The organism is Serratia sp. ME47, assembly GCF_903970925.1.
In the GTDB taxonomy this organism is placed as follows: domain Bacteria; phylum Pseudomonadota; class Gammaproteobacteria; order Enterobacterales; family Enterobacteriaceae; genus Serratia; species Serratia ureilytica.
The window spans coordinates 371,620-387,901 of the sequence record NZ_CAJCKE010000002.1 but is presented as its reverse complement, the minus strand read 5'-3'; the positions used below and the strand labels follow the sequence as shown (position 1 = coordinate 387,901).

The 16,282-nt window shown below is 62.3% G+C and carries 13 protein-coding genes, 1 tRNA gene and 1 pseudogene; 8 read left to right on the top strand and 7 right to left on the bottom strand.

Translation table 11 applies throughout. The annotated features are described in order from the left end of the window. Positions 1-102: 102 nt before the first annotated feature. Positions 103-342: pseudogene (locus tag H7A77_RS03950) on the top strand (methyltransferase); the annotation flags it as partial. Between the two features lie 194 nt (positions 343-536). Here the strand turns inward: H7A77_RS03950 and H7A77_RS03945 are convergent. Further along, positions 537-2,558 carry an NADPH-dependent 2,4-dienoyl-CoA reductase gene (locus H7A77_RS03945; RefSeq protein WP_182073845.1) on the bottom strand — a complete coding sequence of 674 codons (2,022 nt, stop codon included), beginning with the start codon at positions 2,556-2,558 and terminating at the stop codon, positions 537-539. 424 nt (positions 2,559-2,982) lie between these two features. Between H7A77_RS03945 and H7A77_RS03940 the strand changes: the two genes are divergently transcribed. After that, on the top strand, positions 2,983-4,602 hold the full coding sequence (locus H7A77_RS03940) for an ABC-F family ATP-binding cassette domain-containing protein (RefSeq protein ID WP_182073844.1): 1,620 nt from the start codon (positions 2,983-2,985) through the stop codon (positions 4,600-4,602). 22 nt (positions 4,603-4,624) lie between these two features. On the opposite strand, the gene H7A77_RS03935 is transcribed toward H7A77_RS03940, so the two are convergent. After that, positions 4,625-6,097, bottom strand: a complete 1,473-nt coding sequence (locus H7A77_RS03935) for a PLP-dependent aminotransferase family protein (protein ID WP_042785411.1) — start codon at positions 6,095-6,097, stop codon at positions 4,625-4,627. A gap of 121 nt (positions 6,098-6,218) precedes the next feature. On the opposite strand from H7A77_RS03935, the gene H7A77_RS03930 reads away from it, so the two are divergent. The 3 genes from H7A77_RS03930 to H7A77_RS03920 are packed head-to-tail and all read left to right on the top strand — an operon-like array spanning position 6,219 to position 10,251. Beyond that, the gene (locus tag H7A77_RS03930; RefSeq protein ID WP_079451624.1) at positions 6,219-7,484 is read left to right on the top strand and encodes a 4-aminobutyrate--2-oxoglutarate transaminase; all 1,266 of its coding nucleotides are present in this window, start codon (positions 6,219-6,221) and stop codon (positions 7,482-7,484) included. Between the two features lie 12 nt (positions 7,485-7,496). Continuing rightward, positions 7,497-8,951 carry an NAD-dependent succinate-semialdehyde dehydrogenase gene (locus H7A77_RS03925; protein ID WP_042785409.1) on the top strand — a complete coding sequence of 485 codons (1,455 nt, stop codon included), beginning with the start codon at positions 7,497-7,499 and terminating at the stop codon, positions 8,949-8,951. Positions 8,952-9,009: 58 nt separating this feature from the next. Beyond that, on the top strand, positions 9,010-10,251 hold the full coding sequence (locus H7A77_RS03920; RefSeq protein WP_042785408.1) for an amino acid permease: 1,242 nt from the start codon (positions 9,010-9,012) through the stop codon (positions 10,249-10,251). A gap of 73 nt (positions 10,252-10,324) precedes the next feature. Here H7A77_RS03920 and yfcF read toward each other — a convergent pair whose 3' ends face one another. Further along, positions 10,325-10,960, bottom strand: coding sequence for a glutathione transferase (gene yfcF, locus H7A77_RS03915; protein WP_004937171.1), 636 nt, complete (start codon positions 10,958-10,960; stop codon positions 10,325-10,327). A gap of 162 nt (positions 10,961-11,122) precedes the next feature. Here yfcF and H7A77_RS03910 point away from each other — a divergent pair, with 162 nt between their 5' ends. Next, positions 11,123-11,839 carry an HPP family protein gene (locus H7A77_RS03910; RefSeq protein WP_089192273.1) on the top strand — a complete coding sequence of 239 codons (717 nt, stop codon included), beginning with the start codon at positions 11,123-11,125 and terminating at the stop codon, positions 11,837-11,839. Here the strand turns inward: H7A77_RS03910 and aac(6') are convergent, their stop codons facing one another. From aac(6') to H7A77_RS03895, 3 genes are all read right to left on the bottom strand, one after another. Further along, complete coding sequence (gene aac(6') / locus H7A77_RS03905; RefSeq protein ID WP_147838576.1) at positions 11,840-12,280, bottom strand: aminoglycoside 6'-N-acetyltransferase; 441 nt, start codon at positions 12,278-12,280, stop codon at positions 11,840-11,842. 114 nt (positions 12,281-12,394) lie between these two features. Then, positions 12,395-12,871, bottom strand: coding sequence for a GNAT family N-acetyltransferase (locus tag H7A77_RS03900; RefSeq protein ID WP_072626947.1), 477 nt, complete (start codon positions 12,869-12,871; stop codon positions 12,395-12,397). A gap of 212 nt (positions 12,872-13,083) precedes the next feature. Continuing rightward, positions 13,084-13,159, bottom strand: a tRNA-Ile gene (locus tag H7A77_RS03895). A 146-nt stretch (positions 13,160-13,305) separates the two neighbouring features. Here H7A77_RS03895 and mug point away from each other — a divergent pair. Then, the gene (mug, locus tag H7A77_RS03890) at positions 13,306-13,794 is read left to right on the top strand and encodes a G/U mismatch-specific DNA glycosylase (RefSeq protein WP_072626956.1); all 489 of its coding nucleotides are present in this window, start codon (positions 13,306-13,308) and stop codon (positions 13,792-13,794) included. 16 nt (positions 13,795-13,810) lie between these two features. Beyond that, on the top strand, positions 13,811-14,263 hold the full coding sequence (locus tag H7A77_RS03885; RefSeq protein WP_033651285.1) for an ester cyclase: 453 nt from the start codon (positions 13,811-13,813) through the stop codon (positions 14,261-14,263). Positions 14,264-14,318: 55 nt separating this feature from the next. Here H7A77_RS03885 and rpoD read toward each other — a convergent pair whose 3' ends face one another. Next, the gene (gene rpoD, locus H7A77_RS03880) at positions 14,319-16,160 is read right to left on the bottom strand and encodes an RNA polymerase sigma factor RpoD (protein ID WP_025304326.1); all 1,842 of its coding nucleotides are present in this window, start codon (positions 16,158-16,160) and stop codon (positions 14,319-14,321) included. Positions 16,161-16,282: the final 122 nt, after the last annotated feature.

Sequence of the window (16,282 nt, the reverse complement as noted above, 5' to 3'; positions counted from 1 at the left end):
GCCGGTGCTGTATACAGTTTTTTTTTTTTTTTCAAGCAGAAGACGGCATACGAGATGGAATCTCGTGACTGGAGTTCAGCCGTGTGCTCTCCCGATCCCGGGCGGGCGGTGCTGTGCAACCCGCCGTTCCACCAGCAACACGCCATTACCGATCACACCGCCTGGCAGATGTTCTGCGACGCCAAGCGCTGCCTGCAAGTGGGCGGCGAACTGCGCATCGTCGGCAACCGTCACCTCGACTACCATCAGAAGCTCAAACGTCTGTTCGGCAACTGCACGCTGGTGGCCTCGAACAAGAAGTTCGTGATCTTGAGAGCGGTGAAATCCGGCGCGCGTCGCTGAGCGTGAATAACAAGGGGCGCGATACGCCCCTCAGGCTGTAGACAAAGGGGGAAAAAGCGTGGTTTTTCCCCCTTTGTGGTTATCAGCCGAAAATCAATAAATTGATTTTCCTTGTTTTCTATTCGCTGCTCTCTGCCAACCCGGCATGGGGATGAGATTTGTCATCAATATCAGGGGCGCGATGCGCCCCTTTTTTACAGCGCCATCGCCAGCCGCGTGCCCTGATCGATCGCGCGGCGGGCGTCCAGCTCGGCGGCCACGTCGGCGCCGCCGATCAGATGCACGGTTTTCCCCATCGCCAGCAGCGGCTGCTGCAGTTCGCGGCGCGGTTCCTGCCCGGCGCAAATGACCACCGTGTCCACCGGCAGGCAGCTGTCTTGCTCGGCGCGGGTGATGTGCAGCCCTTCGTCGTCGATCAGCCGATAGCTGACGCTATTGAGCATCTTCACGCCGCGCATCGCCAGGCTGGCGCGGTGGATCCAACCGGTGGTTTTCCCCAGGCCTTCGCCCACCTTGCTGGTTTTGCGCTGCAACAGGTAGATCTGCCGGGCGGCGCGCGGTGCCTGCGGGCCTTGCGCCGCCAGCCCGCCGCGCTGTTCAAGGCGGCCGTCGATGCCCCATTCGCGGTTGAATTCCGTCTGATCCAGGCTGCTGGAGACGCCGTGCTGGCTAAGGTACTCGGCGGTGTCGAAGCCGATGCCGCCGGCGCCGATGATCGCCACCCGCTGGCCGACCGGTTTTTTATCGCGCAGCACATCCAGATAGCTCAGCACCTTGGCGTGCCCGATGCCGGGAATATCCGGGGTGCGCGGCACGATGCCGCAGGCGAGGATCACCTCATCGAATTCGCTTAAATCCGCCGCCTCGACCTTGACGCCCAGTTTGACCGTCACTTCACGCAGCGCCAGCTGACGGCGGAAGTAACGCAGGGTTTCATGGAATTCTTCCTTGCCGGGGATCTGCTTGGCGATGTTGAACTGGCCGCCGATCTGCTCGGCGGCGTCGAACAGCGTCACCTGATGACCACGGCTGGCGGCGGTGGTGGCAAACGCCAGCCCGGCGGGGCCGGCGCCGACCACCGCCAGTTTTTTCGGCTTTTCCGCCATCGTCAGCGGCATTTCGGTTTCACGGCAGGCGCGCGGGTTGACCAGACAGGAAGTCAGCTTGCCTTCAAAGATCTGGTCGAGGCAGGCCTGGTTGCAACCGATGCAGGTATTGATCTCGTCGGCGCGCCCCTCGGCGGCTTTCTGCACAAAGGCGGCGTCGGCGAGGAACGGACGCGCCATCGACACCATGTCGGCGCAGCCGTCCGCCAGCACCTGCTCGGCCACCGCCGGATCGTTGATGCGGTTGGTGGTGATCAGCGGGATGCTGACCTTGCCCATCAGCTTGCGGGTCACCCAGCTGAATCCGGCGCGCGGCACCATGGTGGCGATGGTCGGAATACGCGCTTCGTGCCAGCCGATGCCGGTATTGATGATCGTGGCGCCCGCCTGTTCGATCGCCAGCGCCAGCTGCTCGATCTCCTGCCAGCTGGAGCCGTCTTCCACCAGATCGAGCATCGACAGCCGGTAGATCAGAATGAATTCCGGGCCCACGGCCTGGCGTACCGCCCTGACGGTCTCGACGGCGAAGCGCATGCGGTTGGTGAAGCTGCCGCCCCATTGGTCGTCGCGCTGATTGGTGCGCGTCGTCAAGAATTGGTTGATCAGATAACCCTCGGATCCCATCACCTCAACGCCGTCATAGCCGGCCTGCTGCGCCAGCGCCGCGCAGCGGGCGAAGTCGGCGATAGTCTGCTCGATCTCCGCTGCGCTGAGCGCGCTCGGCGTAAACGGGTTGATCGGCGCCTGCAGCGCGGAAGGGGCCACCAGCTTGGGTTGATAGCTGTAGCGGCCGGTGTGCAGGATCTGCAGCGCAATTTTGCCGCCCGCCCGGTGGACGGCTTCAGTCACCGGGCGGTGGTGAGGCAATTGCTCCTCGCTGTTGAGGATCGAACCGCCGCGAAACACCACGCCCTGTTCGTTCGGGGCAATGCCGCCGGTGACGATCAGCGCCACGCCGGCGGCGGCGCGCTCGGCATAGAACGCGGCCAGGCGCTGCGGGCCGTCGGGCAGCTCTTCCAGGCCGGTATGCATCGATCCCATCAGCACCCGATTTTTCAGGGTGGTGAAGCCGAGATCCAGCGGCGCCAGCAGGTGAGGGTAATTGCTCATTGCACTCTCCATCGTTCATCCCCCGCCTCTTTCAACCTGCAGCGTTGTTGCCTGCGTTCGCTCGCCCCAGTCACTTACTTGAGTAAGCTCCTGGGAACGCCCGAACTTGCCGCCTAGCTGCAGGTTGAAAGCGATTGGGGATGAGCATCTGTTATTATTATGTGAACACAAGTGGTCGGATGAGATAAATCTAGCCGTTGTCGCGCCGCTTGGGAATTTGCGTTGCGCCGAATGTGATAGATGTCATGAATCTCAGACTCTGTTTGCATAACGAACAAAAGATCGGTTAGCCTTTACGCGTTGTAAATACCTTCTCTCTGCGGAGCCATTACCGAAAATGAACACCCACACCTGTTGATATCGTGTCCCACGCTGTGCGCTCTCGCGCCCTGTGGGGATGTTTTGATCTCATTCAGGAGTGCTTATGGCTCATTCAGCGCAGTCCCCTTATTTCGTTTTACATCAACTGACCTGCCAATTTGCTGACGGCGAAACGCTGTTCGGCCCGCTGGATCTCGCTTTCGACCGGCAGCGCTGCGGCCTGGTAGGGCGCAACGGCGTCGGCAAAACCCAGCTGCTGCGCCTGATCGCCGGGCTGGATCAACCGGGCAACGGGCACGTCGAATCTCATGCCGCAGTAGCTTACGTTGCACAGCAACCGGAGATCGCCGCGGACACCACGCTGGCCCAGCTGTTGGGCTATGGCGAGGCGTTCGCCGCGCTGGCGCGTCTCGAGCAGGGGCGGCCGCTGGCGGACGATATCGATCGTCTGGAAGGGCGATGGGATCTCCACGATCGCCTGCAAAACGCCTTCGCCGCCGCCGGGCTGCCGGCCTTCGATCCGTTGCGATCCGCCGGTTCGCTGAGCGGTGGCGAGCGGATGCGCGCGGCGCTGTGCGGCGCCTTGCTCGGCGAGGCGGATTTTCTGCTGCTGGACGAACCGACCAACCACCTCGACAGCGTCGGGCGCGCCTGGCTGTATCAGCAGCTGGATCAGTGGCGGGGCGGGTTGCTGATCGCCAGCCATGACCGGCAGCTGCTGGCGCGCATGGAGCGCATCGTCGAATTGACGCCCGGCGCGCTGCGCAGCTACGGCGGCAACTATGATGACTACCGTCGCCAGCGCGATACGGAGCAGCAGGCGGCGCGCTCCGATCTGGAGCATGCGCGCGAGGAGCGCCGCCGTACCCGCGCCCGCCAACAGAAAGAGCACGACATGAGCCAGCGGCGCTCGGCGCAAACGCTGCGCGTCGTCGATACGCTGAATATCGCCTCTTTCGAGCGGGTGGCCTACAAGTCGGCGGCGAAAGAGAGCCTCGGCACGCTGCGCAAACAGCATCAGGATCGGCGCGACAGCCTCGATGCGGCGGTGCGCGAAGCCTACCAGCGGGTGGAAGAGGAACAGCCGGTGTTGCTGGCGCTGCCGGGCAGCGAAGTGAACGCGAACAAGCAGGTGCTGGTGCTCGAGCGGCTGCAGCTGCCGTTCGTCAGCGCGCCGCCGCTCGATCTGCGTATCGACGGCCCGATGCGCGTGGCGTTGACCGGCCCCAACGGCTGCGGCAAATCCACCTTGCTGGAGACTATTCTCGGCCGGCTGGCGGCGCTTTCCGGCCATTGTCATTGTCCGCTGTCGACCGCCTACCTCGATCAAACCCTGTCGCAGCTCGACCCGGGCCTGTCGGTGATGGAGCATCTGGGGCTACAGGATTCGCCGTTGGCGGAAGGCGCGCTGCGCACCCGGCTGGCGCAGTTGCAGCTTGGCGCGGATCGCATCGCGTTGCCGCTGGGCTCGCTGAGCGGCGGTGAACGGCTCAAGGCGGCGTTGGCCTGCGCGCTGTGGCGGCGACAACCGGCGCAGCTGCTGTTGCTCGACGAGCCGACCAACCACCTGGATCTGGCGTCGTCGTTGGCGATTGAAACCGCGCTGGCGGATTTCCCCGGCGCGATGCTGGTGGTGTCGCACGACGAAGACTTCCTGCAGGCGCTGCGGCCGACGCACCGCCTGCACCGACAGGCGGACGGCTGGTGGCTTCAGGCCTGGTGAGGCAGGTGGGCGGCGCTCTGACTTAGTGCGGGGCGTTGATGCAGGCCAGCAGTTGGGTGAAGGCGGCGGCCATCTGCTCTTCCGGCACGCAGGCAAAACCCATCAGCAGGCCGCGCCGCCGATTGGGCAGCATGTAGTAGCGCGACAGCGGCCGCACCAGCACCCCTTGCGCGCCGGCGGCGGCGGCGATCGCCACGTCGTCGGCCTCGTCCGGCAGGTTGAGGATCAGGTGCAATCCGGCGTTGCTGTTGAACTCGCTGAGCGCCTGTTTGCCGAGGTGCCGTTCGATCAAGCCGGTCAGGAAGGCGCGCCGCCGGGCGTACAGCAGCCGCATGCGGCGGATATGCGCGGTGTAGTGCCCCGCCTGGATGAACTCCGCCAGCGCGCTCTGGATCAGCAGGTGCCCGCCGCGGTACAGCTCGGCGTGGGCGGTTTTCAGCGCCTGCACCAGTGGCGGCGGCAACACCACATAGCCGAGGCGCAGCGCCGGGTAGAGTGTTTTGCTGAAGGTGCCGATGTAAATCACCGGCGCGTCGGCTTCCAGCCCTTGCAGCGCCGGGATCGGTTGGCCGGAAAAGCGGAATTCGCTGTCGTAGTCGTCCTCGACGATCCAAGCGCCGGCGTTGCGCGCCAGCGCCAGCAGCCGTTGGCGGCGCGCCAGGCTCATCACCGAGCCGAGCGGATACTGGTGCGACGGGGTGACGAAGATCAGCCGCGGCGGGTTGGTCGGCTGCTCCGGCGGCACCAGCCCGGCTTCGTCCACCGCCAGCGGGCAGATGTTCAGCGCATTGATGCGCAGAATATTGCGGATCCCCCAATAGCCCGGCTCTTCGATCCAGGCGTCATCCCCCGGATTGCACAACATGCGCGTCACCAGATCGATCGCCTGATGGATGCCCTCGGTGATCAGGATCTGTTCCGGCGAACAGCGCACCGAGCGCGCCACCCGTAAATACTCCACCAACGCATGCTGCAGCTCCGGGCTGCCGCCCTGATTGCTGTAGGTCAGCCGCTGCGGCGTCGGGCGGCGGCTGAGGCGCGCCTGGATCTTGCTGAACAACTGATGGGGAAAGGCGTTGACGTCAGGGACGCCGGGAATGAACGCCCCCCACTGTTTGGGGCTGGCGCTGGCGTGGTGCAGCAGCGTGGCGCCGCGCGCCGACAGTTCGACGCGTCGCGGTTGCCCGCTGCCGTCCGCCGGGGCGCCGCCGGTGGAGAGGCAGCTGTCCGGCACCGTGTCGGCGACGAAGGTGCCGCTGCCGGCGCGCGCCGACACGTAGCCTTCCGCCAGCAGTTGTTCATAAACGGTTAACACGGTGTTGCGGGACAGGCTGAGCTCCTGCGCCAGATCGCGCGAGGCGGGCAGGCGGCTGGAGGGCGGCAGGCTGCCGTCGAGAATGCTGGTGCGGATCGCGTTGTAAAGCCGCTTGTGCAGCTTGTCATCGGGCTGTTCGCCGAGGCGCTGCAGCAACAGATCACCACTCAATGAGCGCAATTGGATCCCTCAATTATTCGTAACTGGCACTCGATTATAGGGCCACATCCTGTGTAAATAAACGGCATTGTTTCACGAATGTGAACGAAACGTGTAACTGGCACCGACCGGAGAGAACAGCATGAAAAACGCAGAATTGAACCAACGCCGTCAGGACGCCACCCCGCGCGGAGTGGGCGTGATGTGTGGTTTTTACGCCGAGCGCGCAGAGAACGCCACGCTGTGGGATGTGGAAGGCAAAGAAGTGATCGACTTTGCTTCGGGGATCGCCGTGCTGAACACCGGGCACCGTCACCCGAAGGTGATCGCCGCAATTGAAAAGCAGCTGCAGGCCTTCACCCACACCGCCTATCAGATCGTTCCTTACGAAAGCTATGTTTCTTTGGCGGAGCGCATCAACCAGCGCGCGCCGATCGCCGGTCCGTGTAAAACCGCTTTCTTCACCACCGGCGCGGAAGCGGTGGAAAACGCGGTGAAGATCGCCCGCGCTTACACCGGCCGTCCGGGCTTGATCACCTTCGGCGGCGGCTTCCACGGCCGCACCTATATGACCATGGCGCTGACCGGCAAAGTGGCGCCTTACAAACTGGGCTTTGGCCCATTCCCCGGCTCGGTGTTCCACGGCCAGTACCCGAACGCGCTGTACGGCGTGACCACCGAAGACGCGATGAACAGCCTGGATCGCCTGTTTAAAGCGGATATCGATCCCAAACAGGTGGCGGCCATTGTGCTGGAGCCGGTGCAGGGCGAGGGCGGTTTCAACGTGGCGCCGGCCGATTTCATGCAGGCGCTGCGCGCGCTGTGCGACCAGCACGGCATCCTGCTGATCGCCGACGAAGTGCAGACCGGCTTCGCCCGTACCGGCAAGCTGTTCGCCATGGAGCACTACAGCGTTAAGCCCGATTTGATCACTATGGCGAAAAGCCTGGCGGGCGGCATGCCGCTGTCGGCGGTGGCGGGCCGCGCCGAGGTGATGGACGCGCCGGCGCCGGGCGGGCTGGGCGGCACCTATGCCGGTAACCCGCTGGCGGTGGCCGCCGCGCACGCGGTGCTGGACGTGATCGAAGAAGAGCAGCTGTGCCAGCGCGCCGAGCGCTTGGGGCAGCACCTGGTGGAAGTGTTGCAGCAGGCGCGCAAAACCAGCCCGGCGATCGCCGATGTGCGCGCGCAGGGATCGATGGTGGCGGTGGAGTTCAACGATCCGGCTACCGGCAAGCCTTCGGCTGAGATCACCCGTCAGGTGCAGCAGAAGGCGATGGAGGAAGGGCTGCTGCTGCTGAGCTGCGGTGTGAACGGCAACGTGATCCGCTTCCTCTACCCGCTGACCATTCCGGACGATCAGTTCACCAAGGCGATGGGCATTCTGTCCCGCGCGCTGGCCCACTAAGGAGCGAACGGCATGAAATTGAACAATCCCGAGCTGTTGCGCAGCCAGTGTCTGATCAACGGCGAATGGTGCGACGCCCTGAGCGGCAAGCGCGAAGCGGTGATCAACCCGGCCACCGGCGCCGAACTGGCCAGCATTCCGCTGGTCAGCGAAGAGGAAACCCAGCAGGCGATCGCGGCGGCGCAGCGGGCGCAAAACGACTGGAAACAGCTGACCGCCAAGCAGCGTTCCGCGCTGCTGTTGGCCTGGGCTGATAAGGTGCTGGCCGCACAGGAAGATCTGGCGCAGCTGATGACTGCCGAGCAGGGCAAATCGCTGGCGGAAGCGCGCGGCGAAGTGGCGTACGCCGCGTCGTTCATCACCTGGTTCGCCGAAGAGGCCAAGCGGGTGGACGGCGCGGTATTGCAGGCGCCGCAGGCTTCGCAGCGTCTGGTGGTGGTGAAGCAGCCGATCGGCGTGTGCGCGGCCATCACCCCGTGGAATTTCCCGGCGGCGATGATCACCCGCAAGGTGGCGCCGGCGCTGGCGGCCGGTTGCGCCATCATCGTCAAACCGGCCGAGCAAACGCCGCTGACCGCGCTGGCGCTGGCCAAGCTGGCACAGGACGCCGGCATTCCCGCCGGCGTGTTGCAGGTGGTGACCGGCGAAGCGGCGCAGGTGGGCAGAGTGCTGTGCGACAGCCCGGTGGTGCGCAAGCTGAGCTTTACCGGTTCGACCGAGGTCGGCCGCATCCTGATGGCGCAGTGCGCGCCGAGCATCAAGAAACTGTCGCTGGAGCTGGGCGGCAATGCGCCGGTCATCGTGTTTGACGACGCCAATCTGGACGCGGCGGTGGCGGGCATCATGGCCTCCAAATTCCGCAACAGCGGCCAGACCTGCGTGTGCGCCAACCGTATCTACGTGCAGGACGGCATCTACGAGCGGCTGGCGGAGAAACTGGTGGCGGCGGTCGAGCAGTTGAAAGTGGGAGACGGCAGCCAGGAAGGCACCACCCAGGGGCCGCTGATCGACAGCGATGCGGTGGCGAAGGTGCAGAGCCATATCGACGACGCGCTGATCAAAGGGGCGCAGATCGCCACCGGTGGCCAGCCGCACGCGCTGGGCGGCACCTTCTTCCAGCCAACGGTGGTGACCGGCGTGACGCAGAAGATGCGCTTCGCCAAAGAAGAGACCTTCGGGCCGGTGGCGCCGCTGTTCCGCTTCCATGACGAGGCAGAAGCCATCGCCATGGCCAACGACACCGAATTCGGCCTGGCCGCCTACCTGTTCACGCAGAACGCCGCGCGCCAGTGGCGCGTGCCGGAGGCGCTGGAGTACGGCATGGTCGGCATCAACACCGGGCTGATTTCCAACGAAGTGGCGCCGTTCGGCGGCGTGAAACAGTCAGGGCTCGGGCGTGAAGGATCGCGCTACGGGATAGAAGAATATCTGGAGCTGAAATACCTGTGTATCGATGTGAGCTGTTGAGCGTCAGGACGTTAACCCATCCCGGCGGCCAGCGTCGCCGGGCGATAAAGGATGATGCATGTCTGATAATATCTCTGTTTCTCCGGCGCTTGCCGCCGGGGTGCGAGCACCTGCACCCGCCAAATCGTTAAGTTTCCTCGAAGGGGTGGCGATGATCGTCGGCACCAACATCGGCGCCGGGGTGCTCTCCATCGCCTACGCCTCCAGCAAGGCCGGCTTTCTGCCGCTGCTGTTCTGGCTGGTGCTGGTGGGAAGCCTGACCACCATCACCATGCTGTACGTTGCCGAATCCACGCTGCGCACCCGCGCGCATCTGCAGCTGAGCGGGCTGGCGAAGCGCTACGTCGGCGGCCTGGGCGCCTGGCTGATGTTCGCTTCGGTGTGCGTCAACAGCGTTGGGGCGCTCACCGCCTATATGACCGGCAGCGGCAAGCTGCTGCAATCGCTGTTCGGCATCTCGCCGGCGCTGGGCAGCCTGCTGTTCTTCGTGCCCGCCGCCGGCGTGCTGTACCTCGGTTTGAAAGCGATTGGCCGCGGCGAGAAGTTCATCAGCATCGGCATGGTGGTGATGTTGACCGCCCTGGTGGCGGCGACGCTGCTGAAAGACACCACCCAGATGCGCAACCTGTTAGACGGCGACTGGCGCTATATGGTGCCGGTGTTCAACGTGGTGGTGTTCTGCTTCTCGGCGCAATACATCGTGCCGGAAATGGCGCGCGGCTTTGCCGACAAACCGGAGCAACTGCCGAAGGCGATCATTGTCGGCATGGTGGTGACGTTCATTTTGCTGGCGGCGGTGCCGATGTCGGTGATTGCGCTCAGCGGGCTGGATGACATCTCCGACGTGGCCACCATTTCCTGGGGCCAGGCGCTGGGGCAGTGGGCGTTCTTCTCCGCCAACATCTTTGCGCTGTGCGCGATGCTGACCTCGTACTGGGGATTGGGCGGCAGCTTTCTGACCAATATTTTCGACAAGTTTAGGCTGGGCAACGACGAGCTGCCGCTGCGCCGTTTCGGCGTGCTGCTGCTGGTGGTGGTGCCGCCGTTCGTGCTGGCCTACAGCGGGCTGGTGTCGTTCGTCAACGCGCTCTACTTCGCCGGGGTGTTCAGCGGGGTGATCCTGTCGATCATGCCGATGCTGATCCTGCGCGGCGCGCGCAAACACGGCGACCAAACCCCACGCTGGCAGTGTAACTGGATCACGCATCCGCTGCTGCAGATCAGCATTGTGTTGCTGTACCTGGCCAGCGCGGTGTACGCCATCGCTTCATTGTTAGGCTATCTGCCCTCTGGATGGTGATTTGCCTTCCCTCAAGCAGTGATGTTGTTTCTCGGCATTGAGAACGGCGGCGTCGTGGCCGCCGATTTTTTTCTCACGCGCGCCGTTTTTCCGACAATGCCAGCCAGGCCTGCACCGACGGGCGCTGCCACTGCTTGTGCGCATAGTGGCGCACTCGCTCCGGCACCGGATCGCCGTGCATCACCAGCCGGTTAAGCATCAGCGCCAGATCGGTGTCGGCGATGCACCACTCCCTGAACAGATTGTCCTGCCCGTGGCTCAGCAGTTTTTCTACGGCGGCGATCAGCTTGCGCGCGGCCTCCTGCGCGGCTTCGGACAGCGGCGGGAACTTGCCGTTGTTGAACACCACCTCGGTCGAGCGCTCGGCGCGGATCGGCAGCAGATCGCTGCGCAGCCAGGCCTGGATCTCGCGCGCCTTGGCGCGCAGCTTCACGTCGCGCGGGTATACGGCGTGGGCCGGGTGGATGTCTTCCAGGTATTCGGCGATCGCCGAAGACTCCGAGAGCTGGAACTCGCCGATCGCCAGCGTCGGCACCCGGCGGGTGAGCGACAGCGCCGCGTAGGCCGCCTCTTTGTTCTCTTCTTTCGCCAGGTCCACCGGCTTCACGGTGAACGGAATGCCTTTTTCCGTCAGCACGACAAAGGCGGACATGGCGTACGGGCTGAAAAATTCACTGTCGGTGTAAAGCTCGGTGATCGGTTGAGACATCGGCGGTTCCTCGGGGTTAAGGGGGGAACATTCATCATTGTTGAGGGGAGGCTAAAAATCAATCTGTTAGCCTAAAAGTTCTTTTATGACGCGGCGGACGGCGGCGCTGGCGCGACGTGATATATTTGTTGCCAACACGTGAATTGAGCCGTATCGGGTAACATGAAGACGCAGTGGATAGAACGGGTAAGAGTGGGAGTTGCGCGCCTGTGGCCGCACCCGCTGGCGGTGGGCAAGCGAGAGATGCTGATTTCCAGCGTCGGCGCCGGTTTGGGGCTGATGCTCGCCGGCTGGATCAGCCACTTTATTTTGGGTGAGGTGAACCTGTGGTTTATCGCGCCGATGGGCGCTTCGGCGGTGCTGCTGTTCGGCGTGCCCAACAGCCCACTGGCGCAGCCCTGGTCGATCGTCGGCGGCAATGCGCTGGCGGCGACGGTGGGCGTCAGCGTCGGTCTGCTGATCCCCGATCCGGGCCTGGCCTGCGGCGCGGCGGCGGCGGTGGCCATCGGCCTGATGTTCAAGCTGCGCTGCCTGCATCCGCCGGGCGGCGCGGTGGCGCTGACCGCCATCCTCGGTGGCCCCGGCATTCACCAGATGGGCTATCACTTTGTGCTGTACCCGGTGCTGCTGAACTCGGTGCTGCTGGCGGCGCTGGCCATTCTGTTCAATAACCTGGCCGGGCGACGCTACCCGCACGCGCTGGCGCCGGCGGAGGCCAAGCCGGCCAATCTGCCGATCGATGCCGTTGCCATCACCCGCGCCGATCTGCACGAGGCGCTGATGGAGGGAGATCTGTTCGATATCGACGAGGACGATCTGCAGGAGATCCTGCTGCGCGCCGAGCAGCTGGCGCATCAGCGGCAAAGCAAGGCCGCCTGATCAGCCCAGCGTTTTGCGGTAAAACACCACCCGCTCCGTTTCTGCAAAGCCCAGCGCCGCATGCAGGCGCTGGGAGTCCAGATTGGCGATGTCGGTATCCGACGCCAGCTCGCTGCACCCCTGCTGCTTGGCCCACTCTTGCACCTGCGCGATCAAACGCGCCGCCCAGCCCTGGCGGCGGGCGCGTTCGACGGTATAAATCCCTTCCAAAAACGCCACCGGCGACGATTCGCAGCCGTTGACATAATCGTAGCGCAGCGCGACCTCGGCAAAGGCGACAAAAACGCCATCCAGCCCCCGCGCCATAAACGCGGTGTGGTGCGGCGAAGCCAATATTTCGCGCATTTCTGCGCGGTGTTCTTCCTGCGGGCAGGTGGGCCACAGCGCCGAGCGCAGAGCCAGCCAGGCATCGAGGTTGTCGTGGTCGCAGTTGACGATCATGCGGGGTCCTTATGAGTCGGAATAAATCAGGTATGCCGAGAGGGAAGTGTGGCACGGCGGCGGGAAACAAAAAAGCCATCCCGGACAGGATGGCTTGCGACAAAGATGGCGGCTTCACCGTGACCGTGGCGCGTACAGGCGATAGCGATTAAATCGGACGCCGTCATAGTCGATATCGCCATCGCATTGGAAACCCAGGCGGAATATCGCTTTAATTCTTACCCTGGTAGGAGGGAGCAGGATGGTAATGGATTCGAAGCCCATCTGGTTAAAAGCGCGATCCACAATTTCGTTATAAATCTGCTTTCCCAGCCCCCAATAATCGGGATGAAGTACTAAGGCTAAGTCAGCGTCCCCATTTTCATCTTGCAGGCCACCCCAGCCGACGAACTTGCCGTCTAGCGTAAATGCCCAGGGGCCGTAGCCGTGCTCATCCCATTGAGATTCTTTACCTTTTACCCATTCCAGACATGCAGCGTCATCGAAGCTTGAGTCCCCCAGCGGCATTTGTCGCAAAACCAATGGGTGAGTATTTAGGGCAACGATCTCACTGCGATCGATGGCGCTGAGGCGGATAAATTCAAGTTTCATGACTCAATTCGCTCGTTGTTATGGGGTTTTGCAAGATTCAGCCAAGCATGACTTGTTTGCCGTATCCTATCCGGGAAAAACCGCTCGTAAATCAGGCTGCGTCCGTTGTTTGTTATAACATGCCTGCAATGCGTGAAGGGGCATCGTTATTTCAGACATTAAAAAAGCCAGCACACAGGCTGGCTTAATTTACTGTTATATCAGCTAAAATTTGGTGGCCCCTGTTGGGTTTGAACCAACGACCAAGCGATTATGAGTCGCCTGCTCTAACCACTGAGCTAAGGGGCCAAGCCGCGAGATTATAGGGAATCCTTAAGCGGCGGTCTACTGTTACCCGCCCGTATGTTGCTTTTCTGCGCAGTTCTAGCCTGTTGTAATTGCTGGCGGATTTTGCGATAACCGCAGTAAATCCCTGCAATGGACTCACGATACTCATGGAACTTCTGGCGCCTGGCCTGCGGGTGGTGTTTTGCGGCATCAACCCCGGCCTTTCTTCCGCCCATCAGGGCTACCCTTTCGCCAACGGCAGCAACCGTTTCTGGAAGGTGATCCATCAGGCCGGCTTTACCGAGAGCCAGTTGGCACCGGAGCAGTGGCAGCAGCTGAAGGATAACGACTGCGGCATTACCGCGCTGGTGGCGCGCCCGACGGTGGCGGCCAGCGAGCTGTCGCGCGACGAGTTGCGCAGCGGCGGTGAGGCGCTGCAAGAGAAGATCCTGCGCTATCAGCCGCGCGCGTTGGCGATTTTAGGCAAGCAGGCGTTCACCACCGCCTTCGGGGTGAAAAACGCGCCCTGGGGCAAGCAGGCGATGATGCTGGGGCAAACCGAGGTGTGGGTATTGCCCAACCCCAGCGGATTGAACCGCGCCACGTTGGAGCAGCTTACCGCCAGCTATCGCGAGCTGTTCCTGGCGCTGCAATGACATAAGGGAGTATGCGATGACATCGATAATGAAAGGCTGTGTGATGGCGCTGTTATTGGTGACCGGCGCTGCCCAGGCGGGGCATTCACCACAGGAAGCGCGCAACAAGCAGAACGTGCTGGAGTTTTATCGGCAGGGGCTGAACAACAAGGATTTTGCGGCGGCGCGGCCGTTTTTGGGCGAACAGTACAAGCAGCATAACCCCAACGCCAAAGACGGCGTGGCGGGTTTTCGTCAATTTGTCGAGCTGCTGAAAACGCGTTATCCCAACTCGCACAGTGAGGTAAAACAGGCGTTCGTCGACGGTGACTATGTGATTTTGCATGTGGAAGTCAGCGGGCGCGAGGCCGGTAAAACCGCGGCGATCATCGATATCTTCCGTCTCGACAGCGCCGGAAAAATCGTTGAGCACTGGGACGTGACGCAGCCGGTGCCGGAGAAGACCGCCAGCGGCAACAGCATGTTCTGAGGCATAAAAAAACCCCGGCAGGCCGGGGTTTTTGTTTTGAGTGCAACCGCCGGACTTAGTCGTCCAGGAAGCTGCGCAGCACTTCGGAGCGGCTTGGGTGACGCAGCTTGCGCAGCGCCTTGGCTTCGATCTGACGAATACGCTCACGGGTAACGTCAAACTGCTTGCCAACCTCTTCCAGCGTGTGGTCGGTGTTCATGTCGATGCCGAAACGCATGCGCAGCACTTTCGCTTCGCGCGCGGTCAGGCCGGCCAGCACGTCGTGGGTGGCGGAACGCAGGCTTTCCGAAGTCGCGGAATCCAGCGGCAGCTCGAGGGTGGTATCCTCGATGAAGTCGCCCAGATGCGAATCTTCGTCGTCGCCGATCGGCGTTTCCATCGAGATTGGCTCTTTGGCGATCTTCAGCACCTTGCGGATCTTGTCTTCCGGCATCAGCATGCGCTCGGCCAGCTCTTCCGGCGTCGGCTCGCGGCCCATCTCTTGCAGCATCTGGCGCGAAATACGGTTGAGCTTGTTGATGGTCTCAATCATATGCACCGGAATACGGATGGTGCGCGCCTGGTCGGCGATGGAGCGGGTGATAGCCTGACGGATCCACCAGGTGGCGTACGTCGAGAACTTGTAGCCGCGGCGGTATTCGAACTTGTCTACCGCTTTCATCAGGCCGATGTTGCCTTCCTGGATCAGATCCAGGAACTGCAGGCCGCGGTTGGTGTATTTCTTGGCGATGGAAATAACCAGACGCAGGTTGGCCTCAACCATCTCTTTCTTCGCGCGGCGAGCTTTCGCTTCACCGATCGACATGCGACGGTTGATGTCTTTGACCTGCTCGATGGTCAGGCCGGTTTCTTCTTCGATCTGACGCAGTTTCTGCAGGCTGCGCTGCACGTCTTCAGCAACGTCTTTCAGCTTTTCCGACCATGGCTTGGCCATCGCCAGTGCGGCTTCGAACCAGGAATCGCTGGTTTCGTTGCCGGCGAACAGGGTGACGAAGTTTTTCTTCGGCATTTTGCACTGTTCAACGCACAGCTTCATGATGATGCGTTCCTGGGTGCGAACGCGATCCATCATGGTGCGCATGCTGTTGACCAGGAAGTCGAACTGTTTCGGCACCAGGCGGAACTGCTTGAACACTTCAGACAGCTTCAGGATCTCGTCCGCGGCGCTGGCGTGGCTGCGGCCGTTCTTTTTGATCACCAGACGCGTCGCTTCATACTGATCGCGCAGTTCGGCGAACTTCTGACGCGCCAGCTCAGGATCGATGCTGTTGTCGTCTTCGGTGTCGTCGTCTTCGGCATCCTCATCTTCTTCGTCGTCGTCTTGCTCTTCGCTCGACAGTTCGGAACCGATGTGGGTCGCGGTTGGGGCGATGTCCTCTTCCGCGTTAGGATCGACGAAGCCGGTGATCAGATCGGACAGGCGCGCTTCGCCCGCTTCGACGCGATCGTACTGCTCAAGCAGGTAGGTGATGGCTTCCGGGTATTCGGCAACCGAGCACTGCACCTGGTTGATGCCGTCTTCGATGCGCTTGGCGATGTCGATTTCGCCTTCGCGCGTCAGCAGTTCGACGGTACCCATTTCGCGCATGTACATGCGCACCGGGTCGGTGGTGCGGCCGATTTCGGATTCCACGCTGGACAGAACCTGTGCGGCGGCTTCTTCCGCATCTTCGTCCGTGCTGTTCGAGTTTTCGGCGAGCAGCAGGTCATCGGCGTCCGGTGCTTCTTCCATCACCTGGATGCCCATGTCGTTAATCATCTGGATGATGTCTTCGATCTGATCGGAGTCGACGATATCTTCCGGCAGATGGTCATTGACCTCAGCATAGGTCAGATAGCCTTGCTCCTTACCACGGGTGACAAGTAGCTTCAGCTGTGACTGCGGGTTTTGCTCCATAAGACGGTATCCACACTTCAGAGTATTTAGGTTGGTGTCGGTCGGCGAAACCGCCAACAATAGCATTTGGGGCGTTTTCGTTATCGCCGCGGCCCACTATGGCGGCACTGTGCAGGGCTCTG

Coding starts and splice junctions, on each gene's coding strand:
- H7A77_RS03945 (WP_182073845.1), bottom strand. CDS start 2,558: ATGAGCAATTACCCTCACCTGCTGGCGCCGCTGGATCTCGGCTTCACC.
- H7A77_RS03940 (WP_182073844.1), top strand. CDS start 2,983: ATGGCTCATTCAGCGCAGTCCCCTTATTTCGTTTTACATCAACTGACC.
- H7A77_RS03930 (WP_079451624.1), top strand. CDS start 6,219: ATGAAAAACGCAGAATTGAACCAACGCCGTCAGGACGCCACCCCGCGC.
- H7A77_RS03925 (WP_042785409.1), top strand. CDS start 7,497: ATGAAATTGAACAATCCCGAGCTGTTGCGCAGCCAGTGTCTGATCAAC.
- H7A77_RS03920 (WP_042785408.1), top strand. CDS start 9,010: ATGTCTGATAATATCTCTGTTTCTCCGGCGCTTGCCGCCGGGGTGCGA.
- yfcF (WP_004937171.1), bottom strand. CDS start 10,960: ATGTCTCAACCGATCACCGAGCTTTACACCGACAGTGAATTTTTCAGC.
- H7A77_RS03910 (WP_089192273.1), top strand. CDS start 11,123: ATGAAGACGCAGTGGATAGAACGGGTAAGAGTGGGAGTTGCGCGCCTG.
- H7A77_RS03900 (WP_072626947.1), bottom strand. CDS start 12,871: ATGAAACTTGAATTTATCCGCCTCAGCGCCATCGATCGCAGTGAGATC.
- mug (WP_072626956.1), top strand. CDS start 13,306: ATGGAACTTCTGGCGCCTGGCCTGCGGGTGGTGTTTTGCGGCATCAAC.
- H7A77_RS03885 (WP_033651285.1), top strand. CDS start 13,811: ATGACATCGATAATGAAAGGCTGTGTGATGGCGCTGTTATTGGTGACC.
- rpoD (WP_025304326.1), bottom strand. CDS start 16,160: ATGGAGCAAAACCCGCAGTCACAGCTGAAGCTACTTGTCACCCGTGGT.